Here is an 18761-nt window from a genome sequence, read left to right as displayed (position 1 = left end):
CCGCAGTCCTTTCCCGACCCACCGAACGCACCGGCTCCCCAGCACCGTCCACTGCGAACACCATAAACACCCCAAACCACCACCCCACGCCGGGGTACACCCGGCCGGACCTCCGCCGCCGTCTGGTCACCCGCCGAAGGGCTCGCTAACATAACGACGCTTTACCGGTACATGTGAGGTATGGCAGTCCTACTGCGTGGGCATCGGCCGCGTGAGCGTGGTCTTGCTTGGGGGGCGGATGAGCGTCTGGCGTGGGCCGTGGCGGGTGCCGGTGGGGCTGGCTTATCTGGCGTTCATCCTGGTGGGGGTCAACGCCGGGGTGGGCGGGGTGCTGCTGCCCGCGCAGATCGCCGACTACCGGGTGGACATGGCGACCATCGGGATCACCTTCTTCTTCTCGGGGGCCGGGTTCCTGGCGGGCGGGGCCACGTCGGGGGTGCTGATCCAGCGGTTCGGGATGCGGGCGCTGCTGCTCGGGGCCACCGGGCTGTACGTGGTGGCGGCGTTCTACACGGCCACGCGGCCGCCGTTCTGGGCGCTGGTGGCGGTGCAGCTCCTGGTGGGGTACGGGACCGGCGTGCTGGAGTCGGTGCTCAACGTCTTTCTCGCCGACCTGCCGTCGGCGACGACGCTGCTCAACCACCTGCACGCGTTCTTCGGCGTGGGGGCGCTGCTCGGGCCGCTGCTCGCGGCCTGGATGCTCGGCTTCGTGGCGTGGCCGGTGGTGTGGCTGGTGCTGGGGCTGGCGGGACTGCCGCTGATCGTGGGCTTCTTCCTGGCCTATCCCCGCAAGGCGGGCGAGGTGCGCAACCAGGTGCCGGACATCCCGCCGGCGGAGATCCACGACACGCCGGCCGCACCGCTCGGGGACGCCGTGCTGGTGTCCGCGCCCGCCGGCGCCCCGGCCAAGCCCCGGGGCGGCCTGCTGACGGCGGCGCTGCGGATGCCCGCGGTGATGCTGGCCTCGATCTTCCTGTCCGTCTACGTCGGGCTGGAGGTCAGCGTCGGCAACTGGGGCTACACCTTCCTGGTCCAGGAGCACGCGCAGGCCCACCTGATCGCCGGGTACACCGTCAGCGGGTACTGGCTCGGGCTGACCGCGGGCCGGTTCCTCATCAGCCCGCTCGCCGCGCGTGCCGGGCTGAGCGCGATGGGCATGACCTTCGTCTGCCTGGCGGGCGTCACGGCGGGCGTCGGGCTCATCTGGGCGGCCCCCGCCGGGGCGGTGGCCGCCACCGGGTTCGTCCTGCTCGGCTTCTTCCTCGGCCCCCTCTTCCCGACGGCGATGGCCGTGGTGCCTGCCCTCATCGAGTCCCGGCTGGTGCCCACCGCCATCGGCGTCATCAACGGCCTCTCGGTCGTCGGCGGCGCGCTCTTCCCCTGGATGGCCGGCGCGATCGCCGAAGGCGTCGGCGTGTGGACGCTGATGCCGTTCACCCTCACGCTCGCCCTGGTCCAGCTCATGGTCTGGTGGCTGCTCTCCAGGCGGATGACCGCGTCACCCGCCTGAAGGACGCCCCGGCGCCCCGGGAGGGCACGCCGGGGCGGCGCTCACAACGACGGGTAGGCGTTGGCGAGCAGCTGGCGGAACTGCGCGGAGAACCACTGTCCCGCCGCCGGGGCGTTGGGCAGGGCCCCGCCCGGGACGTACGCGCCGCGTGGCTCCTGGTACAGCGGGTCGCATCTAGGGTCGAACGGGATGTTCTCCGGGTTGGGGGTGGTGGAGCTGCTGGCGCCGTCGGAGACACCCGGAGGCTTGATCCAGGCGTAGGCGTCGATGCCGGGCGCCGGGTCGGCCACCGGCCGCTCGCCGAGACCGGCACCGGTCTGGTTGCACCAGTTGGCCATGGTGACGCGACGGTCCATCCGGGACTGGTCGACGAACGTGTTGAGGTCCGTCGACGTGCTCGGCGCGGTGGGCCGGGCCGGGCCGCCCCAGCCGTTCCTTGAGGTGTCGATCACCATGCCGACGCCGGGCGGGAACCCGGCCGCGATCAGCCGGTCGCGCATCGCCCGCGCGTACGACAGCTCGTCGACGTAGTCGTTCCAGTCGACCCAGCGGCTCATCCGGACCTGCTGCCCGGCTATCACGGTGTTCGCGGTGAAGAACGGCTCGACGAGGGCGCTGTAGCCGGCCACGTTGACCGTGAAACCGTCCACCAGCGGAAGCGCGCCCCCGGTGGCGCCGCCGATGCTCGCCAGCTGCTCGACGGCCGGGGTGAAGTTGTCCGGCCAGCCGAGCATGCCGTGGTGGGCGACGTCGAGGTAGGTGTACACGTTGGGGATCGCGTGCAGGCGGGTCAGCGCGTACCGCACGGCCGCCGGGTAGCCGCCGTTGGTCTGGATCGCCTCGCAGCGGTAGGTGTACTGGGTGTTGTAGTTCAGCACGATGCTCGGCAGGAAGTCGGGTTCGACCACCGTGAGGATGCGCAGCCGCTGGTACGCCGGGTCCGCGAGGATGGCCGCGATCCGGTCGACGTACTCGGTGCGGTAGCGGTTCAGGCCGTCCTGCGCCAGGGTGAAGTCACCGTTCGAGGTGAGGCGCGTGCAGTTGCGGTCCGGCAGGTCGTTCAGCACGACCTGGATCGTGAGCGGCGCCGTGCCGTTGGCGGCGTCCTGCCGCACGGCCTCGTCGAGGTGCGCCCGCAGCCCCGGCACCGAGGCCGTGCCCGTGACGCGGGAGACCCGGTCCAGCCACACGCCGGTGGACGTCCGCGCCACCGCCGCCCCACCGGGCTCCGCCGCCGCGGCGGCCGACCACGCGGGGTCGACGTACCCGGTGGCCCCGGCGTACGGATTGGCCACCCGCCCGGACCCGGAGGTCGGAGTAGGAGTCGGGGTCGGGGTGGGCGTCGGGGTCGGGGTCGGCGTGGGGGTCGGGGTCGGCGGGTTGGGCCCGATGCAGCCGATCCCGTTCAGTGCGAACAGCGTCGGCGCGGGGTTGGTCCCGGTGTACGACCCGTTGAAGCCGACCGTGACCCGCTGCCCCTGGTTCAGCGTCCCGTTGTACGGGAGGTTCACCGCGGTCACGTTCCTGCCCGACTGGGTCCAGGTGGCGTACCATCCGTTGTCCACCCGCTGGGTCCCCGGCCAGGTGAACGTCAGCCGCCACGAGGTGATCCGCGGCGCGAGGTTCTCGATCGCGATACTGGCCCCGAACCGTCCGGCGGAGTCCCATGTCGTCTGGTACGTCACCCGGCACGTGGCCGGCGGTATCGCCGCCATGGCGGGCACCGCCACCACCACCGCCGCGCAGGACAACACCCCCGCCACCATCGCGACCAGCCCCCGGTACCGCGTCCTCCAGCGCACCACGCTGTGCCTCCTCAACAGGCGTCACGGGAAACCCCCCAGGGAAACGGGGGGAGAGCGACCTCCACCATTCGCCCATCCCGCACGCCTGTACATCGCCCCACCGGCCGCCCGGCCCCCGCGGCCCCGCCGCCGGCGGTGATCAGGCCTCCTATCTCGGTAAGGATCCCGTTACCGGCGCAGGCACCCGCCTGACCACCTGAAAGCTTCAGCACCCGGCACGAGGAAGGACGCGTGACCGCACCCGCCCCGTCACACGGCGAAGGTCCGCGAGCCCGTCACCTGATCGCCGGTCATGTCGCGCGCCCCGGCCCGGTCCGGCCGGCGAGGTGGTCCTGCAGGTCGGCGTGGCGGAACTGGTAGACCGGGCCGACCACGCGGAGCAACCCCAGCCGGTACGCGTCGTCCAGGAACACCATCAGGTTCCTCGGGCACTCCCCGCGCGCGGCCAGGTGCCTGGCGGTGGTCTCGTAGGCGGGCCACGCGTTGTGGCGCAGCATGGAGAGCCCGAACGCGAGCCCGACGAAGACACCGGACAGCAACCCCTGCCTGATCCCGAACCCGGGGCCGTTCGCCAGCCCGCCCACCAGTCCGGCGGTCACGCCGGCCGCGACGCCCGGCAGCACGGCGCACACGATCGCGAGGGTCCGGCTGGCCCGCCAGACCTGGTACGGCGTCGTCGGCGCCGTGACAGGGGTGGGCTGCTGCATCCAGTCGATGAACACAAGGACGGGGCCGAGCGTCAGGCTCGCCCACATCCCGGCCTTGACCGCGAGCCAGGGGTCCGCCTTGGCCAGGAGCGCGACACCGACCACGCCCGAGACCACGAGCCCGAGCCGGATCAGGAGCGTGAGCGTGAGCTGCCGCGCCAGATCCGTCAGCCTGCCCCGGAGCTGAATGCTGACGCGGCCGGGGGTGCCGGTGAACCCCAGCCGGATGGAGGTCCACACCCCCACTCCCGAAGCCAGCCCCGCCGGCATGCCGACCAGCGGCGAGATCTCCGCGACCATGGCGACCAGCCCGAATATCACGCCGACGGCCAGCCAGGTGCCCATCGCCGCCTGCCTGCGCTGAACGTCGGAGAGCTCCTGCAGGCCCAGCCGCCACCAGGCCAGGTCACGGGTGCCGTGCTCTGAGAGCACACGGGCCAGGTGGCTCAGGTAGGCGCGCGTCTGGGCGGGATCCCATGCGCGCCGGGGCCGCAGATCGCGGGACCCGGAACGGCCGGCCGGGGGGTCACCGGGCGGGCGGGCGGCGAGAAGCACCGGGATCAGGCCGTCCCACAGGTGGGCGCGCAGCTCGCCGGCGTCGTGCCCCAGCTTCCCGGTCAGCGGGGCCGGGTCGGCGCGGGGGGTGATGTAGATGGCCCGCAGGAGCCACAGGCCGAGCGGGGTGCCGGCCAGTTGTGACAGGGCCTCCAGCTTTCCGGTGCGCAGGCCGCTCAGGACCTTCCCCCAGACCGGGCCGGGCGAGGGCGGCAGGCAGGTGCGCAGGTAGCGTTCGGCGGCGGCCCGGGTGAGCGGCTCCGGGGCGATGACCGCCGCGGACGGCAACGGCCGTCCCGCCTCCTCGACGGCCTCCTTCAGCTCCTTGGTGCGGCTGGTGAGGATGAACGCCTCGGCGGCGTCCAGAGAGCCGTTCAGCGCTCTGACGATCTCGGCGCGGGCCGGGGCGGGCAGCTCGTCCATGCCGTCCAGGATGGGCAGGATGTGGCCGCCCGCGACCAGTTCGAGGGCCATCCCGGAGCCGAAATCGGGTGCGCGCAGGGCCGGGTAGTCGCGCTCCAGGCTCTTGGCCAGCCAGGAGTGCAGGTCCGGGTCCCTGGTGGTGTCCCAGCCCGACAGCGACAGCAGCACCGGCACGGGATCGGCCAGGTCGCGGCCCGGCTCCGTCAGTTCCAGCAGCAGCTGGATGGCCAAGGTGGTCTTGCCGGTGCCGGCGTCGCCGATGATGACCAGGCGGCGCCTCCGGAGCTTCATGAAGTCCCCGGCGATCCGGGAGACGGCGTTGCCGGTGCCTCCCAGGGCTCCCTCGCCGACCAGATGCGGGTGGTCCATCAGGCCGGTGTCCTCGGTGAGCTGCCACAGCACCGGGATCGGGTCGGGCTCCAGCGAACGGATCATCGATTCGGCCCGCCACTGCGTGCGCACCAGTCCGGCCAGCGTCCCCTTGGCGGCCATCACCTGCTCGGGTCGTGTCGCCTTGGGGGCGGCCGCGTTCCGCGCCCAGCCCATCACCCCGCCGCCGAGGGCCGCCGCGGCGAAGGCGACCTCCACCACGTCGGCGACGTTGGGCTTCTCGTTCCAGGCCACCGCCCAGACCACGAACATCACGAGAACGCCCACGGCGGCCAGCAAGAGAGCGGCCACCAGCACCGCCAACCAGGATCCACGCCGATTCACGGCCCCCATCATGGCGACCCCCGGCCAGGCACCGGCCCCGATCCGTACGAACCGTTACCATCTGGATGCATCGGGCAAGTCCAGCCGCAGGCCTCGGCCGGAACGGCCACCTGACCGGCCGGGTGAACCGCTACTTCGCTGAGCCTGTTGCTGACAGAGCGGCGCCTACCCGCAGCCGTCATCGTGATCAACGACTCGACCACGAACTACGCGCCTTGGACCGGTTCCAGCTCGGCCGCCGGGTGCCGGCTGAGCCGCCGCCGCGGACGTCGATGGGAAAAACGAAAGCCGCCCTGTTCCTGTCAGGAACAGGGCGGCTTGTCGTCGGTGGAGGTGGCGGGAATCGAACCCGCGTCCTTCGGCACCACAACAGGGCTTCTCCGGGCGCAGCCTGCTATGAGTTTCTCAGCCCCGGCGATCACGCAGGCATGTCGCCGACGGGCTCAGTCACTGTTTGTTTTCCCTAACGGCCCCGTGACCGGGTCGCGCGGTTGAGCCTCCTAGCGATGCCAGTTCCGGGCCGGAGGCGATCCCGGGCTGACAAGGGCAAGGTCCTCGCTCAGGCGGCGAGGGCCATACGGCCCTGAGTGCGCGTGTTATCGGCACTTATTCTTGTGCGGTCACAGTGTTAACGAGGTTATGTCCGCAGTCCTCGGCCCGCTTCCCCTGAAGCGAAATGTCGAAGTCGAAACCGGTCACCCCCTGGGGAGTTGCGCTCGGCCACGGGTGCGGCCGAGCATCATCAAGATACTAAGGGCAACACCCCCGGCGTCAACTTGATTCCCGCCGCCGGACATGCCGAACCCCCGGAGGCGTGGCACGAGGCACACGCCCCCGGGGGCCGACCGGCAGGGTCGAGCCGGTCCGGACGGCAGGGCTTCCCCCGAGATGAAGCCCTGGTCTCATCACGGCGACTGAGCCCGCAACCCCCAAGCGGGACCAGTCACCCAGAAAGACGCAGGATGGGGCCCCGATGGTTGCTCGGCCCCCGGACAATTTTCCGGGGCCTCCGGTTCAGGACGCCGGGGGCAGGCCGCGGAAGAACTGGCCCGCCATCTGGGCGGGGACGGCCGGGTTGGGGGTCTCGGCGAGGACGGCGACGGCGACGCCGTCGCGCCAGCCGACGAACCACGACAGGGTGCGCTGGCGCTTCTTCTCGGTGTACGAGACGGCGGACACCACGCCGTACACCTGGTCGCCGGGCACGGCGGCGGCCGAGGCGGGGCCGGCGGTGACACCGGCGCGCATCAGGGACCGCAGCTTGCCCAGGACACCGGGGTCCAGCGGGACCGGCTTCGGCGGGGTGACCGGGGCCACCTCGGAGGTCAGGTCGGGCGCGGAGGGCGCGGTGACCAGTGTGGGCGGACGCCAGGTGCCCGAGGCCACCGCCCCGGCCACCAGCGCCATGGACAGCGGGCTGACCCGGACGGTCTGGCCGGTGATGATGCGGGCCTTGGCGGCGTCGTCCCGGGCGCGCGGAACGCTGCCGCTGTACGAGCGCAGCGGCAGCGACCAGTCGACCCCGATGCCGAACCGGGTGGCCGAGCGGGCCAGCGCGTCCCCCTCGACCCGGCGGGCCAGCGCGGCCAGCGCCGTGACGCACCCCTGCGCGAAGTCGCCGGTGATGGTGGGCGCGGTGCCGGACGGCCCGGCGGCCTGCTGGAAGCGCGCGCCGCCGACGGTGCGGTCCGCCGGGCACGGCACCTTCTGCTTGGGGTCCACCCCGGCCTCGATCAGCCCCTCGGCCGCCACCACCGAGAACGTGGTCCCCGGGGGGAAGCGACCGGCCAGGGCGTCGCGCTCCTGGCGGAACTCGCGGGACCCGACGGCCAGGATGTCGCCGCTGCCCGTGCCGACCGCGACCAGCAGCGCGGGCACCGACCCGCCGACCGCGGCGTCGGCGGCGCGCTGCACTCTCTTGTCCAGGGTGGTCTTCACCGAGGTGTTGAGCCGCCCCTCCCACTTGGCCAGCTCGGCCACCTGCCCGCCGGTCTTGAGGTCGTAGGTGATGACCCGGGTGCCGGTGGAGCCGGTGAGCTGGTCCTGGTAGGCCTTCTGCAGGCCGTCCTGCCCGAGGGTGTCCCCGGCCCGCTGCGGCCCGCCGAGCTGCTGCTCGGACTCGGCGGTGATCGCGCCGACCTTGCCGATGATCTCGGTGGGCTGGCCCGGCGCCACCGGCTGCTGCTTCTTGTCGATCTGCAGCCCGGTGATGCCCTCCAGCCGGTCGCGCAGCTGGGCGTACTTGGCGCGGCCGAAGGTCACCAGGGGCACGAACGACTGGGGCGGCGCGGAGACGATGCGGCTGAGCAGGCGGTCCTGGGCGAAGCCGGTGAGCTGGAAGAGCTGCTCGCACAGCGTCTCGCGGTCCTTGAGGGTGGCGGGCACCACCCCGGCGACGTACAGGGTGGCCTCCTCCTGCAGAGGGTCGCCGTTGCGGTCCAGGATCGGCTGGCGGCCCTCGGAGGTGGCGTCCACGGCGAAGCGCTGCCCGGCGCGCAGCTCGGGGTGGATCACGCTCGGCGACCACCGGACCTTCCACTCGCCGTCCACCAGGTGCAGCGGGAGGTCGTTGTCGTACTGCCACAGCGGGCTGTTGTCGCCGAGGTCGACCTCGACGTGGAACTTGGCGTCGGCGGTGTCGCCGGTCGTGGTGAGCTTCTGCAGCGAGAAGCGGATGGAGGCGGCGTCCAGCTGGAGCCCGGCGTTCTCCAGGGCCTGGCCGACCTCGCGGACGTCGCCGTCGGTGCGCCGCGCCGCGGCCGTGTAGTCACCGGTCTGCCAGCCGACCAGGAACTCCTTGACGGCGTTGTTCGGCGAGGACTCGGCGAAGCAGGCCGCCAGCCCCGGCACGGCCACGGCGAACGACAGCCCGGCCGACACCACCCGGCGCGCCACGCCGCCGCGCGCGGAGCCGGCGCCGCGCCCGCGGGACCCCGAACCTGCGCCCGGCACCGGGACGGCCCGCGAAGGACCCGTGCCCGGCGCCGAGGCCGACCGCCGCCTCACCGGTTGCGTTGCCGCAGGGCCCGGGCCATCTCGCGGGTCGCCTGCTTCTCCGCGAGATCGTGGCGTTTGTCCCAGGTCTTCTTGCCCCGGGCCAGCCCGATCTCGACCTTGGCCTTGCCGTCCCTGAAGTACAGCGCCAGCGGGACGATGGTCAGCCCGGACTCCTTGGTCTTGCCCACGAGCTTGCCGATCTCCTTGCGGTGCAGCAGCAGCTTGCGCGGGCGCCGCGCCGCGTGGTTGGTCCAGGTGCCCATGTGGTACTCGGGGATGTGGACGTTCATCAGCCACACCTCGTCGTCCTTCACCTGCGCGTAACCGTCCGCCAGGCTCGCCCGTCCCGCGCGCAGCGACTTGACCTCGGTGCCCATGAGAACGAGCCCGGCCTCGAAGGTCTCCTCGATGTGGAAATCGTGCCGGGCACGCTTGTTCTGGGCGACGAGCTTGCGTCCGGTCTCGCGTGGCATAGCTGTGAGCCTACTGTGCGCGTGCTGGAGCCGGGTCACACCCGAAGGTAGCGCCGCAGCGTGACGAACGACGCCAGGATACAGATCAGCACGCCTACCACGGTGGTGAGTGTGATCACCTGTGCGACGTCGCTCCAGCTCAGCTGCGTGGACAGCACGAAGTAGCTCTGCATGCCGTCGAACAGCACGATCTTGGCGAACATCAGCAGCACCGCGGAGATCACACCGCCGATCAGGCCGGCGATCGTGCCCTCCATGACGAATGGCAGCTGGATGTACAGGTTGGACGCGCCGACCAGCCGCATGATGCCCGTCTCACGCCGCCGGTTGTACGCCGACAGCCGCACCGTGTTGCCGATCAGCAGGATCGCGGCGAACACCTGGATCAACGCGACGATCAGCGCCGCCCAGCGCAGCTTGCTCATCAGCCCGAAGAACTTGTCGAGCAACTGCTGGTCGTTCACCACGTTGGACACGCCCGGCGCGCCGCTGAGCGCGTCGAACACCGCCTTGTAGTCGTCCGGGTTCTTCAGCTTGACCCGGAACGACTCGGGCATGTCCTCGACCTTCACGGCGGAAAGGAACACGCTGTTGCTGCTGTAGGCGGCCTTGAAGTTCTCGTACGCCTTCTGCTGGTCCTCGAAGAAGACCCTGTCTACCTGCGGCATGCTCTGGATCTGCTGCTGGAGCGCCTGCTTCTCCTGCGCGCTGACCGCGCCGCGGCCCTTACAGGGCTGGAACGGGTCGTTCTTCTTGCACAGGAACGCGGACAGCTGGACCTTGTCCGACCAGTAGGTGCTCATGTTGCCGACCTGAGCGTTGATCATCAGCCCGATGCCGAGCAGCGCCATGCCGATGGCCACGGTGACGATGACCGCGATGGTCATCGTCAGGTTGCGGCGAAGGCCGATCCAGACCTCAGAGAAGATGAAGTTTGCCCGCATGCTGTGGGAGTCCCCTGTCGCTCTCGCTCGATCAGTACGCCTGGCCGTACACGCCGCGCGACTGATCTCGGACGATCTTGCCGTCCTCCAGCTCGACCACGCGTTTCCGCATGGAGTCGACGATGGCGGCGTCATGGGTGGCCATGACGACGGTGGTGCCGGTCCGGTTGATCCGGTCGAGCACCTTCATGATGCCGATGCTGGTCGCGGGGTCGATGTTGCCCGTGGGCTCGTCCGCCAGGAGGATCATCGGTCGGTTGACGAACGCGCGGGCCATCGCGACCCGCTGCTGCTCACCGCCGGACAGCTCGTCGGGCATGCGGTGGGCCTTGCCTTCCAGGCCCACCAGCTCGACGACCTCGGGCACCACCTTGCGGATGAACCGCCGGGGCTTGCCGATGACCTCAAGCGCGAACGCAACGTTCTCGTAGACGTTCTTGTTGGGAAGGAGCCGGAAGTCCTGGAACACGCAGCCGATCCGGCGGCGCAGATGCGGCACCTTGAAGTTCGACAGGCGTGCCAGATCCTTCCCGGCGACGTGGATGGCCCCTGAGTTGGGGCGCTCCTCCTTCAGGACCAGCCGGAGAAAGGTCGACTTCCCCGACCCCGAAGGACCGACCAGGAACACGAACTCACCCTTGTCTACGTCCACGCTCACGTGGTCGAGGGCGGGCCGGTTCTGGTTAGTGTAGACCTTGGTGACATTATCGAAATGGATCACAGGCGCATCACGGCATGCCAGTCTAGGGGTTAGGACGGTCGCGGAAGTGGCCGAGTGGACCACATCGCCTTGCTGCCGGCCGGAGGTCGCCGGTCTTTACCAATGATCGACGTTCCGGTTGGCCGAGGCTCAGTCTAGGGGTAACACTGGCATGGAACGTCCATAACGGAAACAAAACGATTCCACACTCGCTAACGGGCTGGTAAAGCGATCTTCGTGGAGAGGAAGATTCCCTGTGAGCTGCGAACATCTCATCTGCGCCCAGTGCGCCTCGCCGGTGGTGGAGGGCCGCTGTCCGGTGTGCCGGGCGAGCAGGGACAGGCTTCATCACCACGGCTTCGGCGGGCTGTCGCCCGCGGTCGTCGCGGTGATCCTGATCGTGCTGCTCGTCTTCACGCTGACGCTCAGACACCTCTACGGCGGCTGAGGACGCCGCCGGGGGGCTCAGGCGTTGGCGCCGGTCTCCTGGCGGCGCATCCAGCGGATCTCGCCCTCGATGAACTCGTCGAGGTCGCCGTCCAGCACGGCGGTGGGGTTGCCCGCCTCGACGGCCGTGCGCAGGTCCTTCACGATTTGGTACGGGTGCAGCACGTAGTTGCGGATCTGCGTGCCCCACGAGGTGGTGGTCTCGCCGCGCAGCTCGGACATCTTCGCCGCCTCCTCCTGCCGCTTGCGCTCCAGCAGCTTGGCCTGCAGCACCGCCATCGCCGACGCGCGGTTCTGCAGCTGGGAGCGCTCGTTCTGGCAGGAGACCACGATGCCGCTCGGCAGGTGGGTGATGCGGACCGCGGAGTCGGTGGTGTTGACGCCCTGGCCGCCGGGGCCGGAGGAGCGGTAGACGTCGATGCGGAGGTCGTCCTCGACGATGTCGATGTGGTCGGTCTGCTCGACGACCGGCACCACGTCCACGCCCGCGAAGGAGGTCTGGCGGCGGCCCTGGTTGTCGAACGGGCTGATGCGGACCAGGCGGTGGGTGCCGTGCTCGCCGCGCAGGGTGCCGTACGCGTAGGGGGCCTTGACCACGAAGGTGGCCGACTTGATGCCGGCCTCCTCGGCGTAGGAGGTGTCGTACACCTCGGTGGAGTAGCCCTTGCGCTCGGCCCAGCGGAGGTACATGCGGAGCAGCATCTGGGCCCAGTCGGCGGCGTCGACGCCTCCTGCCTGGGAGTTGATGGTGATCAGCGCCTCGCGGACGTCGTACTGGCCCGACAGCAGGGTGCGCACCTCTAGGGCGTTGACGTCGCCGCGCAGCGAGGTGAGCTCGCGGTCGGCCTCGGCGCGGGTGTCGGCGTCGTTCTCGGCCTCGGCCAGCTCGAACAGCACCGGGAGGTCCTCCAGGCGGCGCACCAGGGCCTCGACCTTGTTGAGCTCGCCCTGGAGGTGGGAGAGCTTGCTGGTGACCTTCTGCGCCTGATCGGGGTCGTTCCACAGGTCGGGCGCGGCAGCCTGCTCCTCGAGATCGGCGATCTGCTTGCGCATAGCGTCGAGATCGAGCACGTCCTGAATGCCCTTCAGGGTGCCGGTAAGCTCGCTGATCTCTTCTACGGGATCGATGGCTGCCACATCTGCCAAGAGTACGCGACTCCGGACCCGGCTCGCGCGTGGCTAGCATGGCGTCCGGCGGGGGACTCTTCGGGAGGCGGGCGAGCGTGACAAGGACCAGGCGTGCCGCGCTCGCGCTGATCCTTCTCGCGGGCACCCTCGCCGGTTGCTCCTCCGGCCCGCCGCCCGACCGGCCCCCGCCGTCGCGGCCCGCCTCCAGCGCCGCCCCCGAGCCGGACGCCTCCCCTGGCGCGCGGACGCCCACCGTCACGCTCAAGGAGGCGGCGGGCGTGGTGCGCGCCATCCTCAGCACCGACGACGCCGTGCGGGCGACCGGCGACGAGCCGTACGCCCTGGCCCAGGCGCGGGACGCGCAGCTCCCCATCACGGTGACGGCGTTCCGGTCCACCGGCCTCAAGCCGCCCCGCTACGTCTGGGGCGAGCCGACGCTGCTGGTGCCCCGGCTGGACCGCTTCCCGCTGTGGTTCGCCGCCCTGGTGGGACGCCGCGACGCGGGAGGCGGGAGCCGCACGGCCCTGCTGACGTTCATGCGGCAGTACGAGAACTCCCGCTGGCAGCTCAGCTTCGCCTCCCTGCTCAACACCTCCACCCCGCTCGCGGTGGACGGCGCCCCGCTCGGCGTCGCCCTGGACGACGAGGGGTACGCCACGCCGCTCGCCACCCGCGACGAGTCGGTGGCGATCAGCCCGCACCTGATGGCGCCGCTGCACGCGACCATCGCCGAGGAGGGCCCCGGCGGGTTCGCCGCGGGGCTGATCGCCGCGGGCCCGCAGACCACCGGCTACTTCACCGAGGTCGGCGAGGCCAAGCCGCAGGCCAAACGGCTCGGCTTCCTGTACGACTCCATCTTCGGGGCGACCGAGTTCCCCATCTACGCGCTGCGCGCCACCGACGGCGGGGCCGTGGTGATGTACTCCCTGACCCGCACCACCACCTGGCAGGCGCAGACGGCGAACGCCCTCGGCGTGGTGCCGGTGCCGGAGAACGCCCGCTGGTCGGTGGGCAGGCCGGTGGTGCGCCGCAAGCTGCGCGTCGTCGAGACCCAGCAGTACGTCGCGCACGTCCAGCCGCGCGGCGCCACCCGGCTGTCGGAGGTCGTCGGCTACGACGGCGCCGTCACCGGGGTCAACGGCGAGTGACGGCCGTGCCCGTGACACGGGCACGGCCGCGCCGCGGGCTCAGCTCTGCGGCAGGTTGCTGGTCGCGACCAGGGTGCGGATCGCGCGCAGCGCCACCGACAGCGTCGCCAGGTCGAAGGTGTCGCTCTCCCAGATCTCCGAGATCGTCTGCCGGGAGCGCGCGACGGCCGCCGAGTTGGCGTCCGCCCAGCGGGCCAGACGCTCCTCGGGGTCCAGCCCCGGCTCGCTGTGGGTGAGCACGTCCCGGGTGAGGGTGGCGTGCGCGGCGTACAGGTCGTCGCGCAGCGCGGCCCGCGCCATGGAGTTCCAGCGGTTGTCCCTGGGCAGCATGATCACCCGCTCGCGCAGGCGGGACAGCTGGATGCGGTCGGCGAGGTCGAAGTACACCTCGGCGACGTCGTGCACCGGCCGTCCCGTGCGGGCGGCGATCTCCACCAGGTCGAACGTCGAGTACGCCGGCACCATCACCGCCGCGCACTCGGCGAGATCCTCGGGCACGCCCCGGGCCACGAACCCGTCGCGGCGCTCCTCGAACGCCGCGAGATCCCGCCCGGCGAGCAGCTTGGGCAGGTGCGGCAGCAGCCCCCGCGCGGCCTCGCTGAAGAACCGCGCGGTGGAGGTGAGGTCCAGCGGCGGCCTGCGGTTGCCGAGCAGCCACCGGGCGCCGCGCTCGACCAGCTTGCGGCCCTCCAGCAGCATGGCGATCTGCGTGGCGGCGTCCACCTTGTTGTCCAGCTCCTCGACCGAGCGCCAGAACTCGGGCATCCCGAAGACCTCGCGGGACACCAGGTACGCCCGCGCGATGTCGGACGTGGACGCGCCGGTCTCCTCGCCGAAGCGGAACATGAAGGTGATGCCGCTCATGTTGACCAGGTCGTTCACCACGCCGGTGGCGATGATCTCGCGGCGCAGCGGGTGGGTGTCCATGCTCTTGCGGAACCGCTCGCGCAGCGCCGACGGGAAATACGACACCAGCCACGACTCCAGGAACGGGTCGTCCGGCAGGTCGGAGGCCAGCAGCTGGTGGTCGGCCGTGAGCTTGGTGTAGGCGAGCAGCACCGAGAACTCCGGCGCGGTGAGCCCGAGGCCCGACTGGCGCCGCTCGGCCATCGACTTGTCCGACGGCAGGGACTCCAGCTCCCGGTTGAGCAGGGAGTCGCGCTCCAGCTTGCGCAGGTAGCGGGCGTGGATGTGCAGCATCTCGGGCGCCTGCGCGCGGGCGGCGGCCAGCACGACGTTCTGCGCCTTGTTGTCGCGCAGCACGAGCTCCGCGACCTCGTCGGTCATGTCGAGGAACAGCTGGTCGCGCTCGGCGTCGGTGAGGTCGCCGTCCCTGACCACCCGGTCCAGCAGGATCTTGATGTTCACCTCGTGGTCGGAGGTGTCCACGCCGGCCGAGTTGTCGATGAAGTCGGTGTTGACCAGGCCCCCGCCCCGGGCGTACTCGACGCGGCCCTTCTGGGTGAGGCCGAGGTTGCCGCCCTCGCCGATCACCTTGCACCGGAGTTCCGAGGCGTTGACGCGCAGCACGTCGTTGGCCTTGTCCCCGGCGTCGGCGTGGCTCTCGGTGGACGCCTTCACGTAGGTGCCGATGCCGCCGTTCCACAGGAGGTCGACCGGGGCCCGGAGGATGGCGCTGATCAGGTCGCCCGGGGTGAGCGCGGTGACGCCGTCCGGGATGCCGAGGGCCGCGCGCATCTGCGGCGACACCGGGACCGACTTGGCGGTGCGCGGCCAGACGCCGCCGCCCGCGGAGATCAGGCCGTGGTCGTAGTCGGCCCAGGAGCTGCGCGGCAGCGCGAACAGGCGCTCCCGCTCGGCGAACCCGCGCTCGGGGTCGGGCGAGGGGTCGACGAAGACGTGGCGGTGGTCGAAGGCGGCCACCAGCTTGATGTGGCGGGACAGCAGCATGCCGTTGCCGAACACGTCGCCGGACATGTCGCCGACGCCGGCCACCGTGAAGCCGGTGGTCCGCACGTCGACGCCGAGCGAGCGGAAGTGCTGGGCCACCGACTCCCACGCGCCGCGGGCCGTGATGCCCATGGCCTTGTGGTCGTAGCCGACCGAGCCGCCCGAGGCGAACGCGTCGCCGAGCCAGAAGCCGTACTCCTTGGCGACGGCGTTGGCGATGTCGGAGAAGGTCGCGGTGCCCTTGTCGGCGGCCACCACCAGGTAGGTGTCGTCGCCGTCGTGCCGCACCACGTTGTGCGGCGGCACGACCTCGTTGTCGACCAGGTTGTCGGTGATGTCCAGCAGGCCGCAGATGAACTGGCGGTAGCAGGCCACGCCCTCGGCCATCAGCTCGTCCCTGCCGCCCGCGGGCGGGCGCTTCACCACGAAGCCGCCCTTGGAGCCGGTGGGCACGATGACGGTGTTCTTCACCATCTGCGCCTTGACCAGGCCGAGGACCTCCGTGCGGAAGTCCTCCATGCGGTCCGACCAGCGCAGGCCGCCCCGGGCGACCTTGCCGAACCGCAGGTGCACGCCCTCGACCCGCGGGGAGTACACGAAGACCTCCACCATCGGGCGGGGCAGCGGCAGCACGCTGATCGACGCCGAGTCCAGCTTCAGGGAGATGTACGGCTTGCGGCGGCCGGCCAGCGTCTGGAAGGCGTTGGTGCGCAGCGTGGCGGTGATCAGCTCCAGGTACGCGCGCAGGATGCGGTCCTCGTCCAGGGACGCCACGTCGTCCAGGGCGGCGAGGATCTCTTCACGCAGCGCGTCGCCCACGTCGTCGCGCAGCTCGGGGGACCTGGCCGGGTCCATCCGGGCCTCGAACAGGCGCACCAGCAGGCCGGCCACCCGCAGGTTGCCGAGCATGGCCTTCTCGATGTAGCGCTGGCTGAAGGTGGTGCCCGCCTGGCGCAGGTACTTGGCGTACATCCGCAGGATCTCGGCCTGCCGCCAGCTCAGGCCCGCGGCCGGGACCAGCGCGTTGAAGCCGTCGCTCTCGATCTCGCCGCGCCACAGGGCGGCGAAGGTCTCCTGGACGAGCTGCTTGAACGCCTGGTCGCCGATGCGGTCCGTGGGGCCGCAGCGCAGGCCGAAGTCGTAGATCCAGGCGGGCTCGGCGCCCTTGCGCGCGATGCGGTACGGCCGCTCGTCCACCACCTCGACGCCCATCCGGGCCAGCAGGGGGAGCACGTCGGACAGCGACACCGCGGCGCCGACGCGGTAGACCTTGAACCGCCAGTCGTCGTGCGGGCGGTACAGGTCCATGTCGATCTCGCCGGTGCCCGCGGTGAGCCGCTCCAGGCGGCTCAGGTCCTCCACCGCGACGTCGGGGGTGAAGTCCTCCTTGTACGCCTCGGGGAAGGCGGCGGCGTAGCAGCGGGCCAGGGTGGTGGCCGTGCCGGGCGCCGCGTCGCCGATCGCGGCGACCAGGTCGTCCTCCCAGGAGCGGGTGGTGGCCGTGACGCGGGCCTCCAGCTCCTCGACGTCCACGCCCTCGGTGCTGAGCGGCTTTCCGCGCTCACCGCGGATGGTGACGTGCAGGCGGGCCAGCGGGGACTCGCCGATCATCGTGCTGTAGTCCAGGGAGGTGCCACCGAGGGCCAGCAGCAGGATGTCCTGCACCCGGACCCGCACGTCGGTGGTGTACCGGTCGCGGGGGAGGTAGATCAGGCAGGAGATGTAGCGGCCGTAGTCGTCGCGGCTGAGGAACAGGCGGACGCGCTTGCGCTCGCGCAGCCGCAGCACGCCGGTGACGACCGGGACCAGCTCCTCGGCCGGGATGTGGAACAGCTCGTTGCGGGGGTAGGTCTCCAGGATCTCGATGGCGTCCAGGCCGTCGTGGCTGTCCGGGGCGAGGCCGGCCGCGTCCAGCACCTCGTGCAGCTTGCGGCGCAGCAGGGGGATGCGGGAGATCGACTCGCTGTAGGCGACGTGGGTGAACAGGCCGAGAAAACGGCGCTCGCCGATCACCTCGCCCTCGGGGGAGAACAGCTTCACGCCGACGTAGTCCAGGTAGACCGGGCGGTGCACGGTGGCGCGGCTGTTGGCCTTGGTGATGATCAGGAGCTGCTTCTCGCGTGCCTTGGCGCGCAGCTCGGGCGGCATCGCGGCGAAGCTGGTCGAACCCGCCTTGTCGGCGCGCAGGATGCCGAGGCCGGTGCCCGGCACGGCGCGGAGGCGGTCGCCCTCGGGGGCGCTCTCCAGGCGGTACTCGCGGTAGCCGAGGAAGGTGAAGTGGCCGTCGGCGAGCCAGCGCAGCAGCTCGGCGCTCTCCCGCACCTCCACCGCGGGCAGCGGGAGGGGGGTCTCCGGGATGGCGGACGCCATGCCCATGGCGAGGGCCGTCATCTTGGCGCAGTCCTCGACGGCGTTGCGGACGTCCTGCAGGACGCGCTGGAGGTCGTCCTCGATGAGGCGCAGCACGCTGTCGTCGGTCTGGTCGATCTCGAGGCGCATCCACGACTCGGCCAGGTGCTGGCCGGTCACGTCCTCCTCGGCGCCGAGCATGCGGCCGGTCAGGTCGCGCTCCACGGTCATCAGGGGGTGCACGATGAGGTGGACGCCCACGTCGTGGCGTTCCAGCTCCATGGTCACCGAGTCGACCAGGAAGGACATGTCGTCGGTGACCACCTCGACCACCGAGTTCTGCCCGTCCCGCGGGGTGTACGCCCGGACCAGCGCCCGCCCCTGCGGCCGGTGCGCGGCGAACTCCCGGTGGCCCATGGCCGTGCGGTACAGCTCGTCCTGCTCGCGGTTCTCCAGGTCCTCCGGCGCGACATGCCGGTAGTACTGCCGCAGGAACGTCACCGCCCGCTCGGCGTCCAGGCCGTCCGGGCCGGTCTCCCCGGCGTACAGCTCAGCAGCGGACCGCAGCACCCGGTCTTTTGCCTCTTCGAGGGGCATGTCGCTTCTCACTCCTTTGTGAGGGGTATCGCCTGCATGGCGCCACGGATCCCCAGGGCGCCGTTTCCCTTCCCGTGAGCGCCCGCGCACCCCAGGTGACTCCCCGGCCACGCGGCACCCCCACCAGCGGTGATCCCCTAGATCCCCATTGATCAGGCCCATCCCCCGCCGTACCCGATATCAGCCCATCACACATCAAACGTCAACTTGTGCGCCCCAGCCCGTATGCCCCCGTACCACCAGCCTCCCCCATCCCTCCCACCCATGTAACCGATCTGTGATAAACCACAACTCCTTTGGGCACGTCTCACTCATAGACCCCGATTTTTAACCCCCCAAAACCCCTCCTTGAC

At 70.9% G+C, this 18761-nt stretch carries 11 protein-coding genes and 1 other RNA gene; 3 read left to right on the top strand and 9 right to left on the bottom strand.

What is annotated here, in order from left to right; translation table 11 throughout:
• The first annotated feature begins 238 nt into the window (after positions 1 to 238).
• Positions 239 to 1510, top strand: coding sequence for an MFS transporter (locus ACFP1K_RS30265; protein WP_380759669.1), 1272 nt, complete (start codon positions 239 to 241; stop codon positions 1508 to 1510).
• 41 nt (positions 1511 to 1551) lie between these two features.
• Here the strand turns inward: ACFP1K_RS30265 and ACFP1K_RS30260 are convergent, their stop codons facing one another.
• The 7 genes from ACFP1K_RS30260 to ftsE form a co-directional block, all read right to left on the bottom strand.
• Positions 1552 to 3315 carry a glycoside hydrolase family 6 protein gene (locus ACFP1K_RS30260; RefSeq protein ID WP_380759666.1) on the bottom strand — a complete coding sequence of 588 codons (1764 nt, stop codon included), beginning with the start codon at positions 3313 to 3315 and terminating at the stop codon, positions 1552 to 1554.
• A 290-nt stretch (positions 3316 to 3605) separates the two neighbouring features.
• Complete coding sequence (locus tag ACFP1K_RS30255; protein WP_380759664.1) at positions 3606 to 5714, bottom strand: NACHT domain-containing protein; 2109 nt, start codon at positions 5712 to 5714, stop codon at positions 3606 to 3608.
• 325 nt (positions 5715 to 6039) lie between these two features.
• Positions 6040 to 6417, bottom strand: a transfer-messenger RNA (tmRNA) gene (ssrA, locus tag ACFP1K_RS30250).
• A gap of 311 nt (positions 6418 to 6728) precedes the next feature.
• The gene (locus tag ACFP1K_RS30245; RefSeq protein WP_380759662.1) at positions 6729 to 8609 is read right to left on the bottom strand and encodes a penicillin-binding transpeptidase domain-containing protein; all 1881 of its coding nucleotides are present in this window, start codon (positions 8607 to 8609) and stop codon (positions 6729 to 6731) included.
• A 107-nt stretch (positions 8610 to 8716) separates the two neighbouring features.
• Positions 8717 to 9184 (bottom strand): SsrA-binding protein SmpB, encoded by a 468-nt coding sequence (gene smpB / locus ACFP1K_RS30240; RefSeq protein WP_380759660.1) that lies wholly within the window; start codon positions 9182 to 9184, stop codon positions 8717 to 8719.
• Positions 9185 to 9219: 35 nt separating this feature from the next.
• The gene (gene ftsX, locus ACFP1K_RS30235; RefSeq protein WP_380759658.1) at positions 9220 to 10128 is read right to left on the bottom strand and encodes a permease-like cell division protein FtsX; all 909 of its coding nucleotides are present in this window, start codon (positions 10126 to 10128) and stop codon (positions 9220 to 9222) included.
• A gap of 31 nt (positions 10129 to 10159) precedes the next feature.
• Positions 10160 to 10849 (bottom strand): cell division ATP-binding protein FtsE, encoded by a 690-nt coding sequence (gene ftsE, locus ACFP1K_RS30230; RefSeq protein WP_347634957.1) that lies wholly within the window; start codon positions 10847 to 10849, stop codon positions 10160 to 10162.
• 235 nt (positions 10850 to 11084) lie between these two features.
• On the opposite strand from ftsE, the gene ACFP1K_RS30225 reads away from it, so the two are divergent.
• Positions 11085 to 11276 (top strand): hypothetical protein, encoded by a 192-nt coding sequence (locus ACFP1K_RS30225; RefSeq protein WP_380759655.1) that lies wholly within the window; start codon positions 11085 to 11087, stop codon positions 11274 to 11276.
• 17 nt (positions 11277 to 11293) lie between these two features.
• On the opposite strand, the gene prfB is transcribed toward ACFP1K_RS30225, so the two are convergent.
• Positions 11294 to 12412 carry a peptide chain release factor 2 gene (prfB, locus tag ACFP1K_RS30220; protein ID WP_380759653.1) on the bottom strand — a complete coding sequence of 373 codons (1119 nt, stop codon included), beginning with the start codon at positions 12410 to 12412 and terminating at the stop codon, positions 11294 to 11296.
• 86 nt (positions 12413 to 12498) lie between these two features.
• Between prfB and ACFP1K_RS30215 the strand changes: the two genes are divergently transcribed.
• Complete coding sequence (locus ACFP1K_RS30215; RefSeq protein WP_380759651.1) at positions 12499 to 13551, top strand: hypothetical protein; 1053 nt, start codon at positions 12499 to 12501, stop codon at positions 13549 to 13551.
• 39 nt (positions 13552 to 13590) lie between these two features.
• On the opposite strand, the gene ACFP1K_RS30210 is transcribed toward ACFP1K_RS30215, so the two are convergent.
• Entirely contained in the window at positions 13591 to 18408 is a 4818-nt protein-coding gene (locus ACFP1K_RS30210; RefSeq protein WP_380759648.1) for an NAD-glutamate dehydrogenase, read from the bottom strand.
• Between the last annotated feature and the right edge of the window lie 353 nt (positions 18409 to 18761).

Origin of the sequence: Sphaerisporangium aureirubrum (assembly GCF_042658925.1) — a bacterium.
Taxonomy (GTDB): Bacteria; Actinomycetota; Actinomycetes; order Streptosporangiales; family Streptosporangiaceae; genus Sphaerisporangium; species Sphaerisporangium aureirubrum.
Note: the sequence above shows the minus strand (reverse complement) of the source record. Positions and strands in the feature narration are given on the sequence as shown.